We start from the raw sequence: 25704 nt of genomic DNA on the forward strand, positions 1-25704 counted from the left end.
CACGCGGTCAAGGGCCCCTGGCCACCCCTACCCGCCCCACCTCCCGGGTTTCGCTCAGGCGTTGAGGTAGGCGAGCACCGCGAGGACCCGGCGGTTGCTGTCGCTGGACGGCGGGAGCATCAGCTTGGTGAAGATGTTGGAGATGTGTTTCGCCGCCGCGCCCTCGGTGACGGTGAGCCGCTGGGCGATCGCGGTGTTGGAGCAGCCCTCGGCCATGAGTTCCAGCACCTCGCGTTCGCGGGCGGTGAGGGCGGCCAGCGGTTCGTCCCGGGAGTGGCTGGTCATCAACTGGGCGACGACGGCGGGGTCCATGGCCGTGCCGCCGGCCGCGACCCGGCGTACGGCGTCGATGAACTGCTCGTCGTCGAGGACGCTGTCCTTGAGCAGATAGCCGATGCCGCCGGTGCCGTCGGCCAGCAGTTCGCGGGCGTACATCTGCTCCACGTGCTGGGACAGCACGAGGATCGGCAGGCCGGGGCGTTCGCGCCGGGCCCGCAGGGCGGCCTGGAGGCCCTCGGTGGTGAAGGTGGGCGGCAGGCGTACGTCCACGATGGCCACGTCGGGCCGGTGGTCGGCGATCGCGGCGGCGAGGTCCGTGCCGTTGTCGACGGCGGCGGCGACCTCGAAGCCGTACGCCTCCAGTAATTGGATGATTCCCTGCCTCAGGAGGAAGAGGTCTTCGGCGAGGACAACGCGCACGGCAGCTCCAGCTTGATCACGGTCGGTCCGCCCGGAGGGCTGTTGATCTCCAGGACGCCGTCAAAGGATGCCAGCCGCCTGCGGATGCCCTCCAGACCGCTCCCGGCCGAGGCGTCGGCGCCGCCGCGGCCGTCGTCGGTGATCCGGGCGTGCAGGGTGTCGTCCGCGCGCCAGGCGACGATCTCCACCCGCTGGGCGTCGGCGTGCTTGAGGGCGTTGGTGAGCAGTTCGGACACGGCGAAGTAGACGGCGGACTCGACCGGGTCGGGCAGCCGGCCGGGCAGGTCCACCACGACGGTCACCTCCAGCGGGCTGGCCAGGCCCAGGGCGCGCAGGGCGTCGGCCAGGCCGCGTTCGGCGAGGACCGGCGGGTGGATGCCGTGGACGAGGTCGCGCAGTTCGCGCAGGGCCTGCACGGAGGAGCTGCGGGCCTGCCGCAGCAGCCGGCGGGCCTCCTCCGGGTCCTGGCCCAGCTTCCGGTCGACGGCGCCGAGTTGGAGCCCGAGGCTGACGAGCCGGGCCTGGGCGCCGTCGTGCAGATCGCGTTCGATGCGGCGCAGTTCGGCGGCCTGGATGTCCAGCGCGCCCGACCTGGTCTCCGACAAGTGCTGTACGCGCGAGGCGAGTTGGGCGCCGCGGGTCGGACCGAGCAGGAACCGGACGAAGTAGGCGTACCCCTTGAGCACCAGCGGGGAGAGCAGCAGCCAGCCGGTGAGCACGACGAGCGCGAGCAGTCCGGCGGCGAGCGCGGCCGGCCAGCTGCCGACGGTGACGCCGGCGTACCAGCGGCCCGCTCCCCCGTCCGCGACCGGCCGCCACAGCCCGCAGGCCAGGAACAGCCCCTCCCCCGCGTAGTACAGCAGGGCGGCCGGTACGAAACCGACGAGCCCGACGACGGTGTTGAGCAGCAGCCACAGCAGGTCCCGCCAGGTCGCGGGGTCGGCGAGGATCCACTTGCAGCGGCGCGTCCAGCCGACGATGTCCCGCTCGATCTCCTGCGGTTCGGGCCGGTAGGGCCGCTCGACGGGGACGCCGGAGCGGGCGGCGGCGCGCCGGTTGAGGTCGCACAGCCACCGCACGGCCCGGGTGAGGTAGGGCAGGGCGAGGAAGCCGATGCCGATCAGGCAGAGGATGACGAAGTAGGTGGTGGTGACGAAGAGGACGACCGACAGCAGGGCTCCGGTGGCGGTGGCCACGCCGACCAGGGTGTCCAGGGCGGCGCGCCGCGGGCGGCCGCGCCACGCGACCGGCACAGTCTTCATGCGCTCATGTTCCCATCCGCCGCCGCCCGTCGCGCCGGGGCCGTCCCCGCCCGGGGGAAGCGGGGACGGCCCGGCAGGGGCGACGCGGCTCACGCGGCCTTCACCGTGTCCACGGCGGGGCTGCGCATACCGCGCCAGGAGGGCAGCAGCGTGGCGCCGAACACCAGCAGCAGGGACCCGCCGACGATGGCGAGGTAGATGCCGAGGGATCCGGAGGGCAGGTACGAGCCGCTCTTGACGAGGCTGTAGGGGACGATGGTCGTCGCGGAGGCGAGGGTGCCGAGGACGGTGGCGACGACGCCGATCAGTACGCCTTCCACGGTCAGCATGCCGATCACCTGGGCGCGGGTGGCGCCGGTGAGCCGCTGGAGGCCGAACTCCGCGCGCCGTTTGCGGGTGACGGACACCAGGGTGTTGACGACGGTGATGGCCGCGTATCCGACGATCATGGCGACGATGGTGTAGTTGGCGGACACCAGGATCTGCTGGATCTGGTTGTTCCGGCCGGCCAGGGAGGAGCTGTCGTCCAGCTCGGTGCCGGGCACCCGGGCGGCCAGCGCGGCCAGCCGGTCGTGGACCCCGGTGCCGGTGCCGTGCGCGGCACGGACCAGGATCTGGCGCGGCAGCCCGTCGCCGGTGTGCGGGGCGAGGGTGGCCGCGGGCAGGGTCAGGTACTGCTGCTTGGGGTTGTCGGTGTAGAGGGCCACGACGGTGGGCCGTAGCGGAGTGCCGTCGCCGAGGTGCAGCGGCAGCCGGTCGCCGACCCCTACCCCGTACTCCCGGGCCTTCTTCTCGGACAGCGCCACGGTGTCGCCGCGCAAGTCCTCCAGGGAGCCGGCGACCACGGGCAGGTCGAGGCTCTGGCGCACCCCTTCCGCGGAGACTCCGCGCAGGTCGGTGTCGGCGGGGCCGCCCGGGCGGTCCACGAAGCCCCGGCTGGTGACGAACTCGGAGGCCGCGGCCACCCCGGGCGTGGCCCGCACCGTGGCGACGACGCCGGGCGCGAATCCGCCCGTGGTGGAGTCGAGGACGTAGTCGGCGAGGATGTTCTCGTCGTAGGAGGTCCGCGAGACGTGGTTCTCGGTGGACTGCATGTACAGGGTGCCCGTGGCGATGCCGATGAGCAGGACGATCGGTGCGACGGCGCCCGCCATGCGGACGTGGGCGGTGGCGGCGTTGCGCAGCGCCAGCTGCCCGGAGAGTCCGGACAGGGCCCGTACGGGCGGTCGCAGCAGCGCCACCATGGCCTTGGTGAGGCCGGGCGCGAGCAGGGCGAGGCCGACGCAGAACAGCACGGAGGCGGGTCCGGCGGTGCTGGCGAGGGTGGGGCCGTCCTCCATCACGGTGGCGGTGGCGACGGCCAGGCCGATGCCGTTGGCGAGGAAGAACAGCGCGAGCAGCAGCCGGGGCAGGCTGAACCAGCGGCTGCCGGCGGTGGATTCGGCCAGCGCGGCGACCGGTTCGGTGCGGGCGGCGCGCCGTCCGGCGAACCGGGTGGCGCCGGCCGCGGCGAGCACGGTGACGGCGGCGCCGGTGGCCATCGGCAGCGGGCCGGCGTGGTAGGTGATGGCGGGTGCCACCACGCCGCTGGAGGTCAGCACCTTGAACAGCAGCCGTCCGATGGCGTAGCCGGGCGCCAGGGCGAGCAGGACGGAGGCCACCGACAGCACGGCCGTCTCGGTGAGGATCATGCGGCGCAGTTGCTTCGGGGTGGAGCCGACGGCGCGCAGCAGGGCCATCTCACGGGCGCGCTGCTGGAGGGAGAGGCCGAGGGTGGAGGCGACGCCGAACATGACGATCAGGACGACCGAGGAGCCGAAGACCGCCGCGAGGATGACGACGGTGCGCCGGCTGGAGAGGGTGCCGGGCAGCTCGGCCAGTCCGCGGCGCTCGCCGGTGAGGACCTCGGCGCGGTCGCCGACCTCGGCGCGCACCGCGTCCGCGACGGCGGCGGCGCTCGTTCCGGGCTCGGGCAGCACGGCGACGGAGTCGATCCGGCCGCCGGCGAGGGTACGGGCCCGGTCGTCCGTGAAGAACACGGCCGCGTCGGGGTTGTGGTCGCCGCGCTGTTCGGCGATGCCGCTGACCCGGAACCGGTGGGCGGTGCCCTGGACGACGATGTCGACCGGGGAACCGGGGCGGGCACCGGCCCGCCGGGCCAGCCCGGCGTCGAGCACGGCCTCGCCGCCGGTGACGGGGGTTTTCCCGGCGGCGAGGGTATAGGGGGTGAGCCGGGCGCTCGCCCAGCCGTGGCCGTACGACGCGGACTTCTCCGTCAGCGGCTTGCCGTCCTTGAGGACGGTGGCCGGGAACGACACGTCGGGCACGGCCGCGCGCACTCCGTCGGCCCGGGCCACCTCGCCGGCCAGGCCGGCGTCGATGCGGTGCCGTTCGGTCAGCGCGCTGGAGTCGTAGGTCTGTTCACCGGTGACGACGACCGGGGCCTCGCGCAGGCGCTGTGGCGCGGCGGCCATGCGGACTCCGGTCTCCATCAGGCCGCCGCAGCCGATGACGATCGCGGCGCCGAGGAACATGGCGAGGAAGGTCGCGACGAAGCTCGTGCGGCGGAACTTCAGGGTGCGCAGTGCCAGGCGCCACATCAGTACCGTCCTCCCGAGTGCTGCGGGGCGCTCTGCCGGTGGGTGTCGTCCTCCCAGGCGCCGAGCCTGGTCATCCGGGCGGCGACCGCGTCGGCCGTGGGCCGGTGCAGTTCGCCGGCGTAGGCACCGTCGGCGAGGAAGACCACGCGGTCGGCGTAGGAGGCGGCGACCGGGTCGTGGGTGACCATGACCAGGGTCTGGCGGGCGGTGTCGACGGACTCGCGCAGCAGTCCGAGCACGGCGGCGGCGGTGCGGGTGTCCAGGGCGCCGGTGGGCTCGTCGGCGAAGACGACGGCGGGGCGGGTCACCAGGGCACGGGCGATGGCGACGCGCTGCTGCTGGCCGCCGGACAGCTCGGCCGGCAGGTGACCGAGCCGCTCGGCGAGGCCGACGCGCTGGACGACGGTGCGGATCAGGGCCTTGTCGGGCCGCTGTCCGGCCAGTTGCAGCGGCAGCGTGATGTTCTGCATGACCGTCAGCGCGGGCAGCAGGTTGAAGGACTGGAAGATGAAGCCGATCCGGTCGCGGCGCAGCTTGGTCAGGTGGGTGTCGTCCAGTCCGGCGAGGTCGGTGCCGCCGACGGTCACCGTGCCGGAGCTGGGCTGGACCAGTCCCGCGGCGCAGTGCAGGAAGGTGGACTTCCCGGATCCGGAGGGGCCCATCACGGCGGTGAAGGTGCCGTCGGCGAAGCTCATGGTGAGTTCGCGCAGCGCGGCCACCTGGCCGTCTCCCCGGCCGTAGATCTTCGACACGGCGTCCAGCCGTACCGCCTCCGTCCGGCGGAGGTCGTGTGAAGTGTGCACTGGGGCTCCCTCGGGGATGACGCGTCTCTCACGCGATGTCTGGGGACCAGATTAGGAACGGGCACGCCCGCGGCACATTGGCATTGTCCGCCCGGTTCGAGGTAGAGGTTTCTCTACCTTCCCGGTCCAGGTTTCGGCAGTATTCCGGTGACATGTGTACGGCGATGTCTCCATCTTTGTGCAGGGGTGACGTCATTTTTGTGCAGAGGTGTCACCACCTCGACCGCATATCTGGCTCCCCCGGGAAAGGGCCGATTGCCACCCGTGTCCCGGGGCGTGACTACGGGTACCGTCGAAACCGACCGGATAAATCCACGATAGATGGGATGTCCCATGGCCAGGAGGCCTGATCACGAGCTGACCGCGAGCGTCCGGCCCGATGGTTATCTGGAGCTGTTCTCCCGGCGCACCGGGAAGCGCCACCGGTGCGGTCCGCGCGGTACGACGATGTGGCTGGCGCTTCAGCGCGGCGACTGGCAGCCGGAATCGGCGGCGGACGAAATCGCCGCGCGATTAGGAGTAGACCCGGACAGTATCCGATGTGATATCGAGGCATGGGTGTCGCATTTCCGCGAGGTCGCCGAATAAGGGAGATATGCGGGCGCGGGCGGCCTTTCGGCCGCCCGCGCGGGACGATGTCCGCACCTCGTCCGCCGTCCGCCGCCTTTCCGGCGGCGCCGGCTCAGCGCGGCCCGGCGGCCAGCCAGGCCTCGACCGCCTCGGCGGTGGTCTCCGCGTGGTCCTCCAGCAGCGTGAAGTGGGTGCCGGGCACGTCGGCCGGCCGGTGCTCGGCGGGCCAGAGCGCCCGCCAGTCCCCGGTGCCGGGCCCGGTGGCGAAGGACTCGGTCGGCCGCACGAACAGCACCGGCGCCGTCAGCACGCCCGGCGGGCAGTGCTGGATGAGGTCGCTGTAGCGGCTCATCGCGGCCAGGCGGGCGGTGCCGAAACCGCCCAGGGCGGACTCGCGGGCCAGCATGCCGTCGAACATCTGCCGCCACAGCTCGTCCTTGCCGTCGTCCCCGGGCAGGTAGGTGTCCAGCAGCACCACGCCCGCGGCCGGCCGGCCGGCCTTCTCCATGATCTCGGCCGCCGCGTGGGCGAACTGGCCGCCGGAGGAGTAGCCGACGAGCACGTACGGCCGTTCGTCCGGGCAGGCCCGGCGGATGCCCTCGACGACCGCCTCCAGCACCGCGTCCACCGAGCGCGGCAGCGGTTCGCCGGGGCCGAAACCGGGCATCGTGGGCACCAGCAGGTCCCGGCGGCCCTCGAAGTGCCGGGCGAGGCGGGCGAACTGGTGGGCGCCGCCCAGGGCCATCGGCGAGGGCAGGCAGACCAGCCGGGGCCCGGCGGGGCCGGTGGCCAGCCGCACCGGGTCGGTGAGGCCGCCGAGTTCGGCCAGGCGGGAGAAGCCGGGGAGGATCCCGGCGACGGTGCGCAGCAGCTCGATGGCCTGGTCCATGTGTCCGTCGGCCGCCGCGCGCCGCACCAGGCCGCCGACCGATTCGAGGTCGCCGTTGTCGTCCGGGGCCGCCGGTCCGCCGGCCAGGTGGCCGCGCAGGGCGGCGGCGAGGGCGGCCGGGGTGCGGTGGTCGAAGACGGCACCGGCGGGCACGGTGGTGTCCAGGGCGGCGCCCAGGGCGGCGCGGAGTTCGGCGGCGGTGACGGAGTCCAGGCCGATCTCCAGGAAGACGGCGTCGGGCTCGACGGCCTCCGGTCCGCTGTGGCCGAGGATGGCGGCGGTCTGAAACCGGACCAGGTCCGTGAGCAGGGCCTCCTGCTCGGCCGGCCCGGCACCGGCCAGCCGTCGCCGCAACGGCCCGCCGTCCTCGGGGGCGGTGGCCGGGACGGGCTCGGCCAGGGGGCCGGCGGTGAGGGGCACGTCGGCGTTCAGCCAGTAACGTTCGTGCCGGAAGGCGTAGGTGGGCAGTTCGGCGCGGGCCGTGCCGGGGAACAGGGCGGCCCAGTCGGGGGCGAGGCCGTCGGTGTGCAGGCGGGCCAGGCCGGACGCCAGCGCGGCGGGTTCACCGCCGTGGCGGCGGCCGAGCGCGACGAGGACGGCGCCGTCGGCCGCCGGGCAGGCGCGGGCGAGGCCGGTGAGGTGGGCGTCGGGGCCGAGTTCCACGAAGCGGCCGGCGCCGGCGGCGGCGAGGGCGGTGACGGCGTCGGCGAACCGGACGGCCTCCCGGGCGTGCCGCACCCAGTAACCGGGGTCGCTCAGGAGCCCGTCCCTGGCGAGGCGGCCGGTGAGGGTGGACACCAGCGGGATGCGCGCGGGGTGGAAGGCCAGCTTCTCGGCCACGGCCCGGAACTCGTCGAGCATGCCGTCCATCAGGGGCGAGTGGAAGGCGTGCGAGACGGTGAGCCGCCTGGCCTTGGGGAAGCCCTCGGCGGCGGCGAGCACCGCCTCCTCCTCGCCGGAGAGGACCACCGAGTCCGGGCCGTTGACCGCGGCGAGGGCGACCCGGTCGTCCAGCAGGGGCCGTACCTCCTGTTCGGTGGCCTTCACGGCGACCATCGCCCCGCCCTCCGGCAGCGCCTGCATGAGCCGGCCGCGCGCGGCGACCAGGGCGCAGGCGTCGTCCAGGTCGAGGACGCCGGCCACATGGGCGGCGGCGATCTCCCCGACGGAGTGCCCGGCGAGCAGGTCGGGCCGCACCCCGAGGGACTCCAGCAGCCGGAACAGGGCGACCTCGAACGCGAACAGCGCGGGCTGCGCGTACTCGGTGCGGTGGACGGCGTCGGTGTCGTCGCCCGCGAGCACCCCGGTCAGGTCCAGGCCGAGCCGCGCCTCGACCGCGTCGAAGGCGTCGGCGAACACGGGGTAGTGGGCGCGTAGTTCCAGGCCCATGCCGGGGCGCTGGGCGCCCTGCCCGGTGAACAGGAAGGCGGTACGGGTGCCGGAGCGCGCCCGGCCGGTGACGACGCCGGGCGCGGGCGTCCCGGTGGCGAGGGCGCGCAGCCCGGCCAGCAGGTCCTCCCGGCCGGTGCCGGTGACGGCCGCCCGGTGGCCGAAGGCGGTGCGCCTGGTGCCGAGGGCGCGGGCGACGGCCGCCGGGTGCGGTCCGGGCCGGCCGGCCAGGAAGGCGTGCAGCCGTTCGGCCTGGGCGGGCAGGTCGGGTGCGGAGCGGGCGGACAGCGGCCAGACGACGACGGGGGCGTCCGGTTCGCCGTCCGCCGGGTCCTCGGCGGGTGCCTCCTCGAGGATGACGTGCGCGTTGGTGCCGCTGATCCCGAAGGAGGACACTCCGGCCCGGCGCGGCCGGTCGATGGCGGGCCAGTCCCGTTCCTCGGTGAGCAGCCGTACGTTCCCCGCCTCCCAGTCGACCTTCGTGGACGGCTCGTCCACATGCAGGGTCCTGGGCAGGACACCGTGGCGCATCGCCATCACCATCTTGATGACACCGGCGACCCCGGCGGCGGCCTGCGTGTGCCCGATGTTCGACTTCACCGAGCCCAGCCACAACGGCTGCTCCCGGTCCTGGCCGTAGGTGGCCAGCAACGCCTGCGCCTCGATCGGGTCACCCAGCGTCGTCCCCGTACCGTGCGCCTCGACCACGTCCACATCGGCGGTGGTGAGGCGGGCGGAGGCCAGCGCCTGCCGGATCACCCGCTGCTGCGACGGACCGTTCGGCGCCGTCAGCCCGTTGGAGGCACCGTCCTGGTTCACGGCCGAACCCCGCAGCACCGCCAGCACCGGATGGCCGTTGCGCCGGGCGTCGCTCAGCCGTTCCAGCACCAGGACGCCCAGCCCCTCGGAGAACCCGGTGCCGGCCGCGTCGTCGGCGAAGGAGCGGCACCGCCCGTCCGGGGAGAGCGCGCCCTGCCGGCTGAACTCCACGTACGTGCCCGGCGAGGCCATCACCGTCACTCCCCCGGCCAGCGCCAGCGCGCACTCCCCCTGCCGCAGCGCCTGCGCGGCCAGATGCAGGGTGACCAGGGACGAGGAGCAGGCGGTGTCGACGCTGAGGGTGGGCCCCTCCAGGCCGAGGGTGTAGGCGACCCGGCCGGAGACGATGCTGCCGGAGCCGAAGCTGCCGAAGTAGTCGTGGTACATGACGCCCGCGAACACGCCGGTGCGGGAGCCGCGCAGGGTCGCGGGGTCGATCCCCGCGTTCTCCAGGGCCTCCCAGGAACCTTCGAGCAGCAGCCGCTGCTGGGGGTCCATCACGAGGGCCTCGTTCGGGGCGATACCGAAGAAGGCGGCGTCGAAGTCGCCCGCGTCGTGCAGGAATCCGCCCTGCCGGGTGTACGAGCGGCCCGGTGTGCCCGGGACCGGGTCGTACAGGCCGGGGTCCCAGCCCCGGTCGGCGGGGAAGGCGGTGATGCCCTCGCCGCCGTCCGCGACCAGCCGCCACAGGTCCTGCGGGGAGCGGACACCGCCCGGGTAGCGGCAGGCCATGCCGACGATCGCGACCGGTTCCCGGGCCGCCGCGGTCAGCGCGCGGTTGCGTTCCCGCAGCCGCTCGATCTCCTTCAGCGAGGCGCGCAGCGCCTCGACCATCCTGGTGTCCGGCATCTCGGACTCGGCCATGGTCCTCTTCCTTGTCGCGGGCGTCGTCACAGGGCGTCGTCGTCCCCGCCGAGGCCGTCGAGCGCCATGCTGATCAGGCTCTCGGCGTCCATGGCGTCGATCGGGGCGGGGCCGGCCTGGCCGTCGCCGTCCGGGTGCGGCGCGGGCCGCAGTCCGGCCAGTTCGAGCAGGCCGTCCAGCAGACCGGCCTCGCGCAGCCGGGCCACCGGGATCGCGGCGAGCGCGGCCCGTACGGTGTCGTCCTCGGCGCGCGGGCCGTCCTGGGCGGCCGGGGCCAGTTCGGCGCCCAGGTGGGCGGCGAGCGCGGCCGGGGTGGGGTGGTCGAAGACGAGGGTGGCGGTCAGCCTGAGGCCGGTGGCCTCGTTGAGCCGGTTGCGGAACTCCACGGCGGTCAGCGAGTCGAACCCCAGGTCCTTGAAGGGCAGTCCGTCCTCCACCTCCTCGGTGCCGAGGACCGTACGGGCCTCGTCCCGGACCAGCCGGAGCAGCCGTTCGGCGCGGTCCTCGGGCGCGAGGCCGGCCAGTTCGCGGCGCAGTGCCGTCGCGGCGGCCGGCGCGGCCGGGCCGGCCGCGCGCGGCGCCCGCACCAGGGTGCGCAGCAGCGGGGCGACGCGGGCGGGGTCGCGCGGGGCGAGGTCCAGGCGGGCCGGCAGCAGCACCGGTTCCGGGCGGCCGGTCGCCGTGTCGAACAGGGTGAGCCCGGTCTCCGCGTCCAGGGCGAGCACCCCGCCGGCGGCGACGCGCCGGGCGTCGGTGCCGGTGAGCCGGTCGGCCATGCCGCCGCTGCCCGCCCAGGCGCCCCAGGCGAGCGAGACGGCGGGCAGGCCGAGCGCCCTGCGGTGGGCGGCGAGGGCGTCGAGGAAGGCGTTGCCGGCGGCGTAGCCGGACTGGCCGGGGCTGCCGAGCAGACCGGCGGCGGAGGAGAACAGCACGAACGCCGTCAGGGGCCGTTCGCGGGTCAGTTCGTGCAGGTGCCAGGCGGCGTCCAGCTTGGGCCGCAGCACCGTGTCCAGCCGTTCGGGGGTGAGTGAGGTCAGCACGGCGTCGGCGAGGACACCCGCGGTGTGTACGACCGCGGTGACCGGGTGCTCGTCGAGGATCCGGGCGAGGGCGGCGCGGTCGGCGGCGTCGCAGGCGACGAACGTCACCTCGGCGCCGAGCGCGGTCAGTTCCCGGTGCAGCCCGGCCGCGCCGGGTGCCTCGGGCCCGCTCCGGCTGAGCAGCACCAGCCGGTCGGCGCCGTGCGCGGTGACCAGGTGCCGGGCGACCAGCCGGCCCAGGGCGCCGGTGCCGCCGGTGACCAGGACGCCGCCGGAGAAGTCCGCCGGGGCGGACTCGGACAGGCGCGGGGCGCGCACCAGCCGGGGGACGTGCACCGCGCCGTCGCGCAGGGCGAGCTGGGGTTCGCCGGAGGCGACGGCGGCGGGCAGCAGCCGGCGGGATGCCTCGGTGCCGTCCAGGTCGGCGAGGACGAGGCGGCCGGGGTGCTCGGACTGGGCGGAGCGGATCAGGCCCCACGCGCCCCCGGCACCGGGATCGGTGACGTCCCCGGGGCCGGTCGCCCCGTGCGTCGCCACCACCAGGGTGGAGTCGGCGGACCGGGGGTCGGCCAGCCAGTCGCGCACCTGGGTGAGCAGGTGGCGCAGGCCGGCCCGGACCGCGTCCGGGTCCGCGCCGCCGGGGTGGACGAGGACCAGGGTGTCGGGGCCGTGGGCGGCGGCCTCGGCCGGATCGGCGGCGACGGTGACCTCGGCGACCTCGCCCGCCAGGGCGGCGGCCAGGTCCCCGCGGCCGGGGCCGCAGACGGTCCACCGCCCGGCCTGCGGGGCCGCGGGCACGGCGACGGGCACCCAGTCCGGGGCGAACAGGTCGTCGTGGCCGCCCGCGGCGGCCGCCGCGATCCGCTCCGGGTCCACCGCCCGCAGCGCCAGCGACGCCACCCGCAGCACCGGCCGCCCGGCGGCATCGGCGGCCTCGACGCGTACCGCGCCCGCGCCGGCCGGGGCGATCCGCACCCGCAGGGCGGTAGCGCCCGGCGCGTACAGCTCCACGCCGCTCCAAGCGAACGGCAGCGTCATGCGCTCCTCGGTCCCGGCGCGCAGCGCGATGGCGTGCAGCGCGGCGTCGGACAGCGCCGGGTGCAGGGCGAACCCCTCGGTGCCGCCGGGGACGGCGACCTCGGCGCAGACCTCCTCGCCGTGCCGCCAGGCCGCCTTCAGGCCCTGGAAGCCGGGCCCGTACTCGGCGCCCAGCTCGGCCAGCCGCTCGTAGACGCCGTCCAGACCGACCGGTTCGGCGCCGGGCGGCGGCCAGGCGGCCGTGCCGGGTGCGGACGGTTCCCCGGCGGGCCGCAGCACACCGGTGGCGTGGGTGGTCCAGGGATCGCCGTCGCCGTGGGCGGCGTACACCCGGAAGGCGCGGGCGCCGGTGGCGTCGGGTGCGCCGACCGTGCACTGGAGGCGGACGGCGCCGTCCTCGGGCAGGAGCAGCGGTTCGGTGAGGGTCAGCTCCTCCACCGCGGGGCAGCCGGCGCGGGCCCCGGCGGCCAGGGCCATCTCCACGAAGGCGGTGCCCGGCAGCAGCGCCGCCCCGCCCACGCGGTGGCCGGCCAGCCACGGCTGTCCGGCCAGGGACAGGTGCCCGGTGTACAGGACGCCGTCGGTGCCGGCGAGTTCGACGGCGGTGCCGAGCAGCGGGTGCCCGTCGGCCGGGCGCGCCGGGCCCGGGTCGCCGGTCATCCAGTAGCGGGCGCGCTGGAAGGCGTAGGTGGGCAGGTCGAAGCCGTCGCGGTGGGGCAGCAGGCCCGTCCAGTCGACGGCCGTGCCGCGCACGTGCAGCGCGGCGAGCCCGGCGAGCAGCGCGTCGGTCTCCTCGCGGTCCTTGCGCAGCAGCGGTACGACGGTGACCTGGTCGGGCAGGCACTCGCCGGCCGCGGCGGTCAGCGCGCCGCCGGGGCCGACCTCGGCGAAGTGCCGTACTCCGGCGTCGTGCAGGGCGGTGACGGCGTCGGCGAAGCGGACGGCCTCGCGGGCGTGCCGCACCCAGTACTCGGGGCGGGACAGCTCGTCGGGGGCGGCCGGGGCGCCGGTGAGGGTGGACACGATCGGGATGCGCGCGGTCCCGTACGACACGGTGGCGGCGATCTCGCCGAACTCGGCCAGCATGGGCTCCATCAGGGCCGAGTGGAAGGCGTGGCTGACGGCGAGTTCCCTGGTGCGGTCGAAGCGGGCGGCCAGCGCGCGGGCCGGTCCGGCGGGACCGGAGACGACGAGGGACGCGGGCCCGTTGACGGCGGCGATGCCGACGCCGTCGCCGAGCAGCGGCACGACCTCCTCCTCGGTGGCGCGTACGGCGATCATCGCGCCGCCCTCGGGCAGGGCCTGCATCAGGCGGCCCCGGGCGGCGACGAGCGCGCAGGCGTCCGCCAGGCCGAGCACGCCGGCGGCGTGGGCGGCGGCGAACTCGCCGACGGAGTGCCCGGCGAGCAGGTCGGGCCGTACGCCGAAGGACTCCAGCAGCCGGTACAGGGCCACTTCCACGGCGAACAGCGCGGGCTGGGTGTACTCGGTGCGCTCCAGCAGCTCGGCGGAGTCCAGCACCTCGGCGAGGGGGCGGTCCAGCAGCGGGTCGAGGTGGGCGCGGACCTCGTCGAAGGCGGTGGCGAAGGCGGGGAAGGCCGCCGCGAGGCGGGTGCCCATGCCGGGCAGCTGTGAGCCCTGGCCGGAGAAGAGGAAGGCGAGCCGGCCGTCGGCGGCGGTGCCGAGCGCCCCGGACGGGGGCGTGCGGCCCTCGGCCACGGCCCTCAGTCCGGCGGTCAGTTCGTCCCGGGTGCGGCCGAGGACGGCGGCCCGGTGGCCGAGCCGGGTCCGGGCGTGGGCGAGCGCTCCGGCGAGCCGGTGCGGGTCGGTGTCCGGGGCGGCGGACAGGTGGTCCAGCAGCCGGGCGGCCTGGGCGCGCAGGGCGTCGGGGGTGTGCCCGGACAGCAGCCACGGCACGGTGCCGCCGGCCGGGGCGGCGGGCTCTTTGGCGGCCTCTTCGGCGGGTGCCCCGGCGGGCGCGGCCTCGATGATGACGTGGGCGTTGGTGCCGGAGATGCCGAAGGAGGAGACGCCCGCGCGGCGCGGGCGGCCCGGGTCCGGCCAGGGGCGGTTCTCGGTGAGCAGCCGGACGTTGCCGCCCTCCCACTCCACGTGCCGGGTGGGCCGGTCCACGCCGAGACTGGCGGGCAGCGTCTCGTGGCGCAGCGCCTCGATCATCTTGATGACGCCGGCGACTCCGGCGGCGGCCTGGGTGTGGCCCAGGTTGGACTTGACCGAGCCGAGCCACAGCGGGCGGTCGTCGGTGTGTTCGCTGCCGTAGGTGGCGATCAGCGCCTGGGCCTCGATGGGGTCGCCGAGGGTGGTGCCGGTGCCGTGCGCCTCGACCACGTCGACCTGGGCGGCGGCGACACCGGCCGCTTCGAGGGCGCGGCGGATGACGCGCTGCTGCGCGGGCCCGTTGGGGGCGCTGATGCCGTTGGAGGCGCCGTCCTGGTTGACGGCGGTGCCGCGCAGCACCGCGAGGACACGGCGCCCGTTGCGGCGGGCGTCGGACAGCCGCTCCAGCAGCAGTACGCCGGCGCCCTCGCCGAAGCCGGTGCCGTCGGCGGCGTCCGCGAACGGCCTGCAGCGGCCGTCCCGGGACAGGCCCCGGTGGCGGCTGAACTCCACGAAGGTGCCCGGGGTGGCCATGACGGTCACTCCCCCGGCCAGCGCCAGCGAGCAGTCGCCCTGCCGCAGCGCCTGCGCGGCCAGGTGCAGCGCGACCAGCGAGGAGGAGCAGGCGGTGTCGACGCTGAGGGTGGGCCCCTCCAGGCCGAGGGTGTAGGCGACCCGGCCGGAGACCACGCTGCCGGAGCCGTAGCTGCCGAAGTAGTCGTGGTACATGACGCCCGCGAACACACCGGTGTCGGAGCCGCGCAGGGTCGCGGGGTCGATGGAGGCGCGCTCCAGCGCCTCCCAGGAGGTCTCCAGCAGCAGCCGCTGCTGGGGGTCGGTGACCAGGGCCTCCTCGTCGTCCATGGCGAAGAACGCGGGGTCGAAGCCGGCCGCGTCGTACAGGAAGGCGCCGTGCCGGGTGTAGCTGGTGCCGGGGCGGTCCAGGGTGGGGTCGTAGAGGCGGTCGAGGTCCCAGCCGCGGTCGGTGGGGAACTCGCCGATGGCGTCCCGGCCTTCGGCGACCAGCCGCCACAGGTCCTCCGGGGAGGCGATGCCGCCGGGGAAGCGGCAGGCCATGCCGACGACGGCGATCGGCTCGTCGTCGGCGGCGGCGCGCGGGGCGGTGCGGGCGGGTGCCGGGGCGAGGGTGCCGGTGAGCTCGCCGAGCAGGTGGCGGGCGAGGACGGCGGGTGTGGGGTGGTCGAAGACGAGGGTGGCGGGCAGCTTCAGACCGGTCGCCGTGGTGAGCCGGTTGCGCAGTTCGACGGCGGCCAGGGAGTCGAAGCCGAGTTCCCGGAAGGCCAGGGTGCGGCCGACGTCCTGGCCGGAGCGGTAGCCGAGGATGGTGGCGACCTGGCCGCGCACGAGGTCGGTGAGGAACGGCTCGCGTTCGGCCGCCGGCAGTCCGGCGAGCCTCTCGCGCAGCGCGTCGGCGCCGCCGGCCGCGCCGCGCGCACCGGCCGCGCCGGCCCTGCGTACGGGCACCAGGGCGCGGAACAGCGGGGCGGCGTCGGCGCCCTGGGCGCGCAGCGCGGCCAGGTCCAGCCGCACCGGCAGCACGGCGGGGTCGGCGCCGCGCACGGCGGCGTCGAACAGGGCGACGCCCTCCTCCGTCTCCAGCGGGGCGACGCCGCCGCGGGCGATCCGGCCGAGGTCGCTGTCGCCGAGGGTGCCGGTCATCCCGCCGGCCCGCGCCCACAGTCCCCAGGCCAGGGAGTGCGCGGGCAGTCCGAGGGCCCTGCGGTGTACGGCGAGGGCGTCGAGGTAGGCGTTGGCGGCGGCGTAGTTGGCCTGGCCGGGCGAGCCGAGCGTGGCGGCGGAGGAGGAGAACAGCACGAACGCCGACAGGTCCAGGCCGGCGGTGAGTTCGTGCAGGTTCCAGGCGGCGTCGACCTTGGGCCGGAACACGGTGTCGAGCCGCTCCGGGGTGAGCGAGGAGAGCACCCCGTCGGCGAGGACACCGGCCGCGTGGATCACGGCGGTCAGCGGCCGGCCGGCGGGTACGGCGTCCAGTACGGCGGCGAGCGCGGCGCGGTCGGCGACATCGCAGGCGACGCTCGTCACCTCGGCGCCCAGCTCGGTGAGTTCACCGACCAGGTCCTCGGCGCCGCCGCTCCGGCTCACCAGCAGCAGACTCCGCACCCCCCGCTCGGCGACCAGGTGGCGGGCCACGATCCGCCCGAGGGCACCGGTGGCACCGGTGACCAGGACGGTACCGTCCCCGAAGCCGTCGCCCGGGAGGGCAGTCTCTTCTTCGGGCGGGGCGGGGGTGGCGGCAGCGGTCTCACCGGCGTCCGGCGCGGCGGCCTTGCCGGAGACCTGCACTGGGGCGGGGTCCGTCTCGGCCGGGCCGGCTGTTCCGGCGGCCGGTACGGGCCCGGCGGAAGCCGGGGAAAAAGCGCCGGCGTTCTCGGCGGAACCCTCGGCGGCCGAGGCGGACCCGGCGGCCGGAACCGCGGGCGACCCGTCGACGGCCGGAACCACAGACGTCCCGTCGGCGGCCGGAATCCCGGCGGCAGCTCGTACGGGCCCGGCGGCGGCCGTCTCCGATCCGCCGGCGGCCGGGGCTTCCGTGGGGACGCGGATCAGGCGCGGCAGTTTCCAGGCGCCGTCCCGGAACGCCACGTGGGGTTCACCGAGGGCCACCGCCTCGGGAAGGAGTTCGGCGGCCGGAGGCGTGTCGGACTCGACCAGGACGATCCGGCCGGGGTTCTCCGACTGGGCCGAGCGGACCAGGCCGGCGGCGGCCGCGCCCGCCGGATCGGTGCCGGTGACGACGACGAGGGGCACATCGGCGAGGCGGTCGTCGGCCAGCCCGGCCCGCAGCCCGTCCAGGACCGCGCCGACGGCCGCCCGGGTCTCGGCGGCGCTCACCCCGGCCGGGGCCCGCACCACCTCCACCGGGCCGGCGGCCGCCGTGACCGGCGGGGCCGGGACCCACTCGACCCGGTACAGCGCGCCCGCGCGGGGCGTTCGGGCCGCGGCGGCCAGCGCCTCGGCGCGCAGGGGCCGCAGGGTGAGGGCGTCGACGGTGGCGACGGGGGCGCCCGTGGGGTCTGCGAGCGTGAGGGCGACGGTGCCCTCTCCCGTGGGCCGGACGCGGACGCGCAGCGCGGTCGCCCCGGTGGCGTGCAGCCGTACCCCGGACCAGGCGAACGGCAGCAGGGCCTCCTCGCCGGCCGCGTCGGTGAGGCCGACGGTGTGCAGCGCGGCGTCCGAGAGCGCCGGGTGCAGGGCGAACCCGTCGGGTGTCGCGTCGGTGGCGACCTCCGCGTACAGGCCGTCGGCGGTGCGCCAGGCGGCGCGCAGGCCCTGGAACAGCGGCCCGTAGCCGAGGCCGAGGCCGGCCAGGTCGTCGTACAGGCCGTCGAGCGGGACGGGTTCGGCGTCCCGGGGCGGCCAGTCGGTGAGCGGGTCGGCGGGGACGGGCAGGGTGCCGGTGGGAGCGAGCAGTCCGTCCGCGTGCCGGGTCCACGGCAGTTCCCCGTCCGGGCTCTCCGGGCGCGACCAGATGGTGACCGGACGGGTGTCCCCCTCGGGCGGGCCGACGGTGACCTGGAGCTGGACGGCGCCGTGGTCGGGCAGGACGAGCGGCGCGTGCAGGGTGAGTTCGGCGAGGTCCCCGCAGCCGACCTGGTCGCCGGCGCGCAGCGCGAGTTCCAGGTGTCCGGTGCCGGGGAAGAGCAGCCGGCCGCCCACCCGGTGGTCCGCCAGCCAGGGCTGGGTGGCCGCGGACAGCCGGCCGGTGAGCACGGCGCCCTCGGTGTCGGCGCGGACCATCGCGGCGCCGAGCAGGGCGTGGTCGGTGGGGGCGAGGCCGGCGGAGGTGACGTCGGCGCCGCCGGCGGTGCTGTCGAGCCAGTACCGTTCGCGCTGGAAGGCGTAGCCGGGCAGCGGCACCCGGCGGGGCCGGCGGCCCTCGGCGACGGCGGCCCAGTCGACGGCGGCGCCGTGGGTGAACGCCTCGCCCAGCGCGGTCAGCAGCCGGTCCCGGCCGCCCTCGTCGCGGCGCAGGGAGCCGACGGCGGCCACGGCGTCGTCGGTCTCCTGGATGCCGACGGTGAGCACCGGGTGCGGGCTGGCCTCGATGAACAGCTGGTGTCCGGCGGCGACGGCGGCCCGTACCGCCTGTTCGAACAGCACGGTTCCGCGCAGGTTGGTGTACCAGTACTCGGCGCCGAGGGCGGTGGTGTCGAGGGGGCCGCCGGTGACGGTGGAGTAGAACGGCACCCCGGTGGCGCGCGGCTCGATGCCGTCGAGGACCTCGGCGAGGCGGGCGCGCAGGGTCTCGACGTGGGCGCTGTGCGAGGCGTAGTCCACGGGCAGGCGCTTGGCGCGGACCTTCTCGGCGCGCAGCAGGGCGAGGAGTTCGTCGAGGGCTCCGGCGTCGCCGGAGACCACGGTGGAGGCGGCGCCGTTGACGGCGGCGACCGACAGCCGGCCGTCGAAGGCGGCGAGCCGGGCGCGGACCGCGTCGGCGCCTTCGCCGACCGACATCATGCCGCCGGTGCCGGACAGCAGCTCGGCGATGGCCTGGGAGCGCAGGGCGACGACACGGGCGCCGTCGGCGAGGGACAGCGCGCCGGTCGCGCAGGCGGCGGCGATCTCGCCCTGGGAGTGGCCGATGACCGCGGCCGGGGTGACGCCGTAGGCGCTCCAGGTGTGCGCGAGGGACACCATCACGGCCCACAGCAGCGGCTGGACGACGTCCACCCGGTCCAGGGTGCCGCGCAGCTCGGTGGCGAAGTCCCAGTCGGTCCAGGGGGCCAGGGCGGCGGCGCACTCGGCCATGCGGGCGGCGAACACCGGTGACTGTTCGAGGAGTTCGGTGGCCATGCCGGACCATTGGGAGCCCTGGCCGGGGAAGACGAACACGGGGCGGGCGCGGCCGGGGGCGGTGCCCTGGACGAGGGTGCGGGCGGTGGTGCCGTCGGCCAGCGCGGCCAGCGCGCCGCGCAGTGCGGCCGGGTCGGCGCCGGTGATCGAGGCGCGGTGGGGGAAGCGGGCGCGGGTGGTGGCGAGCGACCAGCCGATGTCGGACGGGTCGAGGCCGGGGTGGGTGTCGAGGTGGCCGAGGAGGGCGGCGGCCTGTCCGGCGAGCGCGGCGGGTGTCCTGGCGGTGAGCAGCCACGGCACGGCGAGGCCGTCGGGTGCGGTGGGTGCGGGCTCGGCGGGGGCGGGCGGGGCCTGTTCGAGGATGACGTGGGCGTTGGTGCCGCTGATGCCGAAGGAGGACACCCCGGCCCGGCGGGCGCGGCCGGTGGCGGGCCACTGCCGTTCCTCGGTGAGCAGCCGTACGTTCCCGGCGTCCCAGTCGACCTTCGTCGACGGCTTGTCCACATGCAGGGTCCTGGGCAGGACGCCGTGGCGCATCGCCATGACCATCTTGATGACTCCGGCGACGCCGGCGGCGGCCTGCGTGTGCCCGATGTTCGACTTCACCGAGCCCAGCCACAACGGCTGCTCCCGGTCCTGGCCGTAGGTGGCCAGCAACGCCTGCGCCTCGATCGGATCACCCAGCGTCGTCCCCGTACCGTGCGCCTCGACCACGTCGACGTCGGCGGTGGCGAGGCGGGCGTTGTCGAGGGCCTCGCGGATGACACGTTCCTGGGCGGGGCCGTTGGGGGCGGTGAGGCCGTTGGAGGCGCCGTCCTGATTGACGGCGGTGCCGCGGACCAGGGCCAGTACCTCGTGGCCGTTGCGGCGGGCGTCGGAGAGGCGTTCCACGACGAGGACGCCGACGCCCTCGCCCCACACCGTGCCGCCCGCCGCGTCGGCGAAGGCGCGGGTACGGGCGTCGGGGGCGAGCGCGCCCTGCCGGCTGAACTCGATGAACGTCTCCGGGGTGGCCATGACGGCGACACCGCCGACCAGCGCCAGGCTGGACTCCCCCTGCCGGAGCGACTGGGCGGCCAGGTGCAGCGCCACCAGGGACGAGGAGCAGGCGGTGTCGACGGACAGGGAGGGGCCCTCCAGGCCCAGGGTGTAGGCGACGCGGCCGGAGATGATGCTGCCGGAGCCGAAGCTGCCGAAGTAGTCGTGGTACTGGACGCCGGCGAACACGCCGGTGCGGCTGCCCTTGAGGGTGTGCGGGTCGATGCCGGCGCTCTCCAGCGCCTCCCAGGACGTCTCCAGCAGCAGCCGCTGCTGGGGGTCCATGACGAGGGCCTCCTTGGGGCTGATGCCGAAGAACGCGGCGTCGAAGTCGCCCGCGTCGTGCAGGAAGCCGCCCTCGCCGACGTAGGAGGTGTCGGGGCGGCTCCGGGTGGGGTCGACGATCCGGTCCACGTCCCAGCCGCGGTCGGCGGGGAAGGGGGTGATGGCGTCGGTGCCGTCGGCGACGAGGCGCCACAGGTCCTGGGGGGTGCGTACGTCGCCCGGGTAGCGGCAGGCCAGGCCGACGATCGCCAGCGGTTCGCCGGCGCGGGCCGTGCGGGTGCGCCGGCCGCCGCGGGCCGCGGCCGGGGCGTCGCCGACCAGGGTGCCGAGGTGGGTGGCGAGCGCGTCCGGCGAGGGGTGGTCGAAGACCAGGGTGGCGCTCAGCCGCCGGCCCAGTTCGGCGGAGAGGGAGTTGCGCAGTTCGATGGCGGCGAGCGAGTCGAAGCCGAGGTCCTTGAAGGCCCGGTCGGTCTCCACCCCGCCCGGGTCGGCGTGCCCGAGGACGGCGGCGACATGGGCGCGGACCGTGTGCAGCAGCGCCTCGGCGCGCTCCTCGGCGCCCAGGGCGGCCAGCCGCTCGGCGAGGCCGGCGCCGGTGCCCTCGGCGGCGGCCTCCCGGCGCACCGGGCGGCCCGCGAGGGCGCGGAAGACGGGCGCGAGGCCGGGGCCCTGGGCGCGCAGCGCGGGCAGGGAGAGCCGTACCGGTGCCAGGGCGGGGCGGCCCGCGCGCAGGGCGCGGTCGAACAGCGCGGTGCCTTCCCCGGCGGACAGGGCGGTCATGCCGCCGCGGGTCATCCGGGCCCGGTCGGCCTCGTCGAGGGTGCCGGTCATGCCGCCGGCCGGTGCCCAGGGGCCCCAGGCCAGCGACAGGGCGGGGGCGCCGTGGGCGTGGCGGTGCGCGGCGAGGGCGTCCAGGAGGGCGTTGGCGGCGGCGTAGTTGCCCTGGCCGGGGGCGCCGACGGTGCCGGCGACGGAGGAGAACAGCACCAACGGGACGTGCTCGCCGGTCAGTTCGTGGAGGTGGAGGGCGCCGAGGGCCTTCGGTGCGAGGACGGTGTCGAGGCGTTCGGGGGTGAGGGCAAAGACCACGCCGTCGTCCAGGACGCCGGCGGCGTGCACGACCGCGGTGAGGGGGCGGTCGGCGGGCAGGCCGGCCAGGACGGCGGCGAGCCGGTCCCGGTCGGCGACGTCGCAGGCGTGGGCGGTCGCGGTGGCGCCGAGGGCGGCCAGTTCGGCGATCAGGTCGTCGGCGGTGCCGGAGCGGCTGAGCAGGGCGAGGTGCCGTACGCCGTGCGCGGTGACCAGATGGCGGGCGAGGACCCGGCCGAGGCCGCCGGTGGCACCGGTCAGCAGGACGGTGCCCTCGGGATCGAAGGTGAGGCCGGGTGCGTCGGCGGGGAGTTCGGCGCGGGTCAGACGGGCGGCGCGGGCGGTGCCCGCGCGCACGGCGAGCTGGGGTTCGCCGGTGGCGAGGGCGCCGGGCAGGACGGTGGCGGCGTCCGCGCCGGGTTCGAGGTCGAGCAGGGTGAACCGGTCGGGGTGCTCGGACTGCGCGGACCGCACCAGGCCCCATACGGCGGCGCCGGCCAGGTCGGGCACGTCCTCGCCGGCGGTGCTCACCGCGCCCCGGGTGACCACGGCGAGCGGGCGGGGGTCGTCGTCCTGGAGGGCGGCGAGTGCGGTGCGCAGGGCCTGGCGGACGGCGTCGGGGGTGGACCCGGGGGCGCTGTGCAGCACCCGGTGGCCGGGGTCGGGGGCGTCGGTGTCCAGGGGCAGCGGCTGCCAGTCGAGGGTGAACAGGGCGTCGGCGGCGGGGTCGTGACCGGCGAGGCTGGTGAGCGGGCGGGAGGTCAGCGAGGCGACCGTGGCGACGGGGGCGCCGTCGGCGTCGGCCAGGTCGACGGCGAAGGCGTGGTCGCCGGCGGGCGTGAGCCGGGCGCGCAGCACCGAGGCGCCGGTGGCGTGCAGGGTGACGCCCGCGAACGCGAACGGCAGCCGGGCGGTGTCGTCGGCGGATCCGTCGCCGAGCAGGGCGAGGGAGTGCAGGGCGGCGTCGAACGCGGCCGGGTGCAGGCCGAAGCGGGGCGCGTCGGCGGCGGGCCGCTCGGGCAGCCGTACCTCGGCGAAGACTTCCCCGTCGCGCCGCCAGGCGGCCGTCAGCGCCCGGAAGACGGGCCCGTACTCCAGTCCGGCGGCGGCGTGCCGCTCGTACAGGCCGCCGGTGTCGAGCGCTTCGGCGTCCTCGGGGGGCCAGTCGTCCAGGCGGGCGCCCGGAGCGGCGGGGCCGGCGGTGAGGAGGCCGGAGGCGTGCGCGGTCCACGGGGCGTCGGCGGGCTGGCTCTCGGCGCGGGCGTACACGTGCACCGTGCGGGCGCCGGTGGTGTCGGGCGCGCCGACGGCGACCTGGACCCGTACCCCGTCGTCCGGGGGCAGCACCAGCGGGGTCTCCAGGGCGAGTTCGTCGAGGTGGGCGCAGCCGACCTGGTCGCCGGCGCGGACGGCGAGCTCGACCATGGCGGTGCCGGGGACGACGATCCGGCCGGCGACGACGTGGTCGGCGAGCCAGGGGTGGGTGCGCGCCGACAGCCGGCCGGTGAGCACGGCGCCGTCGGTGTCGGCGAGGACGGTGGCGGCGCCGAGCAGCGGGTGGTCGGCGGAGTCGAGTCCGATGGAGCCGACGTCGCCGGCGGTGGCGGTGGTCTCGGGCCAGAAGCGTTCGCGCTGGAAGACGGTGGTGGGCAGGTCGACGGTGCGGGCGCCGGTGAACAGCGCGGTCCAGTCCACTGCGGCGCCGCCGGTGTACAGCCGGGCGACGGCGGTGAGCAGGGTCTCGGTCTCGTCGCGGTCGCGGCGGGAGGCGGCGGCCAGGACGGCGTCGGCGCCGGGCTGGGTGTCCGTACGGGTGTCGGTGCCGGCGTCGGTGTCGGTCTCGTCGACGGTCAGGCAGTCGCGGGCCATGGCGGTGAGCACGGCGTCCGGGCCGACCTCGAGGTAGCGGGTGACGCCCTCGGCGGCGAGGGCGCGGATGCCGTCGTGGAAGCGGACCGCCTCGCGCACGTGCCGTACCCAGTAGTCGGGGGAGGCGATGTCCTGGGTGGCGAGCGCGCCGGTGACGTTGGAGACGACGGGGAGGGTGGCCCGGTGGTAGGTCAGGGACTCGGCGACCGTCCGGAAGCCGTCCAGCATCGGTTCCATCAGGGGCGAGTGGAAGGCGTGCGAGACCGTCAGCCGGCGGCTCTTGCCGAAGCGGGCGGCCACCGCCTCGGCCTCGGCGGCGTCGCCGGAGATCACCACGGAGCGGGGGCCGTTGACGGCGGCGATGCCGACCCGGCCGGTGAGCAGCGGGCGGATCTCCTCCTCGGTGGCGCGTACGGCGATCATCGCGCCGCCCTCGGGCAGCGCCTGCATGAGCCGGCCGCGCGCGGCCACCAGCGTGGTCGCGTCCCTCAGGTCCAGGACGCCCGCCACATGGGCGGCGGCGATCTCGCCGACGGAGTGCCCGGCCAGGTAGTCGGGGGTGAGCCCCCAGGACTCCAGCAGCCGGTACAGGGCGACTTCGAAGGCGAACAGCGCGGTCTGGGTGCGGGCGGTGCGGCGCAGCGGCTCGGGGTCGTCGCCGAGGACGAGGTCACGCAGGTCGTCGTCGCCGGTGAGCGCGCAGATCTCGTCGAAGGCGCGGGCGAACACCGGGAACCTCGCGTGCAGTTCGCGGCCCATGCCGGCGCGCTGGGCGCCCTGGCCGGTGAACAGGAAGGCGGTCTGCCCCTTGCGGACCCGGCCCGAGGCGGCGCCCCGGCCGCCCTCGGCCACGCCGGTCAGGGCGGTCAGCAGCTCGTCGCGGCCGGCGCCGAGGACCACGGCCCGGTACGGGTGGGCGGTGCGGGTGGCGGCCAGGGAGTGCGCCACGTCCACCGGGTCGAGTTCGCCGACGGCGGCGGCGAGCCGGGCGGCCTGTTCGCGCAGGGCGCGTTCGGTGCGGCCGGAGACCACCCAGGGCACCAGCGGCGGCGCCGTACGCGGCTCCGCCTCCCCCGCCTCCCCGGCTTCTTCGGCGGGGGCCTCCTCCAGGATGGTGTGCGCGTTGGTGCCGCTGGCGCCGAAGGAGGACACGGCGGCCCGGCGGGGGCGGCCGGGGTCGGTCCAGGGCCGGTTGCCGGTCAGCAGCCGGATGTCGCCCTGTGCCCAGTCGACCTTGGTGGAGGGCTGCTCGGCGTGCAGCGTCCGGGGCAGGACCCGGTGCCGCATCGCCATGACCGCCTTGATGATGCCGGCGACGCCGGCCGCGGCCTGGGTGTGCCCGATGTTGGACTTCACCGAGCCCAGCCACAGCGGCTGTTCGCGGCCCTGTCCGTAGGTGGCGAGCAGTGCCTGGGCCTCGATGGGGTCGCCGAGGGTGGTGCCGGTGCCGTGCGCCTCCAGCAGGTCCACGTCGGCCGGGCCGAGGTCGGCGGAGGCCAGGGCGGCACGGATGACGCGCTGCTGGGACGGGCCGTTGGGGGCGGTCAGGCCGTTGGAGGCGCCGTCCTGGTTGACGGCGGAGCCGCGGACCACGGCCAGTACCTCGTGACCGTTGCGGCGGGCGTCGGAGAGCCGTTCCAGCACCAGCATGCCGGCGCCCTCGCTCCAGCCGGTGCCGTCGGCGGTGTCCGCGAAGGACTTGCAGCGGCCGTCGGCGGCGAGCCCGCGCTGCCGGCTGAAGGCGATGAAGTTGCCCGGGGTGGACATCACGGTGGCGCCGCCCGCCAGGGCGAGGGAGCACTCCTTGTTGCGCAGCGCCTGCACGGCGAGGTGCACCGCGACGAGCGCCGAGGAGCAGGCGGTGTCGATGGTGACGGCCGGGCCCTCCAGGCCGAGGGTGTAGGAGATGCGGCCGGAGATGACGGCGGCCAGCACGCCGGTGCCGAGCGCGGCCTCGCTGTCGTCGGGCATCCGGGCCAGCAGGTCCTTGTAGTCCTGGCCGTTGGTGCCGGCGAACACCCCGACGCGGGCGCCGTGCACCGCGTCGGGGGCGATCCGGGCGCGTTCCAGGGCCTCCCAGGACACCTCGAGCAGCAGCCGCTGCTGGGGGTCCATCGCGAGCGCCTCGCGGGGGCTGATGCCGAAGAAGTCCGGCTCGAACCCGGCCGCGTCGGTGAGGAACCCGCCGCGGGTGACGTAGCTCTTGCCGGGGGCGTCCGGGTCGGGGTCGTACAGCGTGTCGAGGTCCCAGCCCCGGTCGTCGGGGAAGTCGCCGATGGCGTCGGTGCCGTCGTGGACGAGCCGCCAGAACTCCTCCGGGGTGGTCACGCCGCCGGGGAAGCGGCAGCCCATCCCGACGATGGCGATGGGTTCCCGGTCCTGGGTCTCCACCTCGCGCAGCCGCCGGCGGGTCTGGGCCAGGTCGGCGGAGACCCGCTTGAGGTAGGAGAGCAGCTTTTCGTCGTTGGTCATCGGGTGTCGCCACTCCTGTGCGAA

At 75.9% G+C, this 25704-nt stretch carries 6 protein-coding genes; all 6 read right to left on the reverse strand.

Annotation, left to right across the window (positions count from 1 at the left end; translation table 11 throughout):
* Positions 1–54: 54 nt before the first annotated feature.
* On the reverse strand, positions 55–699 hold the full coding sequence (locus IE251_RS35550) for a response regulator (RefSeq protein WP_030793664.1): 645 nt from the start codon (positions 697–699) through the stop codon (positions 55–57).
* Positions 663–1961: a sensor histidine kinase gene (locus IE251_RS35555; RefSeq protein ID WP_189757071.1), complete on the reverse strand. Its 1299-nt coding sequence runs from the start codon at positions 1959–1961 to the stop codon at positions 663–665. The genes IE251_RS35550 and IE251_RS35555 overlap by 37 nt, the downstream gene beginning before the upstream one ends.
* A gap of 89 nt (positions 1962–2050) precedes the next feature.
* Positions 2051–4561 (reverse strand): FtsX-like permease family protein, encoded by a 2511-nt coding sequence (locus IE251_RS41810; protein WP_189757072.1) that lies wholly within the window; start codon positions 4559–4561, stop codon positions 2051–2053.
* Entirely contained in the window at positions 4561–5364 is an 804-nt protein-coding gene (locus IE251_RS35565) for an ABC transporter ATP-binding protein (protein WP_189757073.1), read from the reverse strand. Before IE251_RS35565 ends, IE251_RS41810 begins: the two co-directional genes overlap by 1 nt.
* A 682-nt stretch (positions 5365–6046) precedes the next feature.
* Positions 6047–9895: a type I polyketide synthase gene (locus tag IE251_RS35570; protein WP_189757074.1), complete on the reverse strand. Its 3849-nt coding sequence runs from the start codon at positions 9893–9895 to the stop codon at positions 6047–6049.
* Positions 9896–9921: 26 nt separating this feature from the next.
* The gene (locus IE251_RS35575) at positions 9922–25680 is read right to left on the reverse strand and encodes a type I polyketide synthase (protein ID WP_189757075.1); all 15759 of its coding nucleotides are present in this window, start codon (positions 25678–25680) and stop codon (positions 9922–9924) included.
* Between the last annotated feature and the right edge of the window lie 24 nt (positions 25681–25704).

This window comes from Streptomyces eurythermus (assembly GCF_014649115.1).
Taxonomy (GTDB): domain Bacteria; phylum Actinomycetota; class Actinomycetes; order Streptomycetales; family Streptomycetaceae; genus Streptomyces; species Streptomyces eurythermus.

Coding starts and splice junctions, on each gene's coding strand:
- IE251_RS35555 (WP_189757071.1), bottom strand. CDS start 1,961: ATGAAGACTGTGCCGGTCGCGTGGCGCGGCCGCCCGCGGCGCGCCGCC.
- IE251_RS41810 (WP_189757072.1), bottom strand. CDS start 4,561: ATGTGGCGCCTGGCACTGCGCACCCTGAAGTTCCGCCGCACGAGCTTC.
- IE251_RS35570 (WP_189757074.1), bottom strand. CDS start 9,895: ATGGCCGAGTCCGAGATGCCGGACACCAGGATGGTCGAGGCGCTGCGC.
- IE251_RS35575 (WP_189757075.1), bottom strand. CDS start 25,680: ATGACCAACGACGAAAAGCTGCTCTCCTACCTCAAGCGGGTCTCCGCC.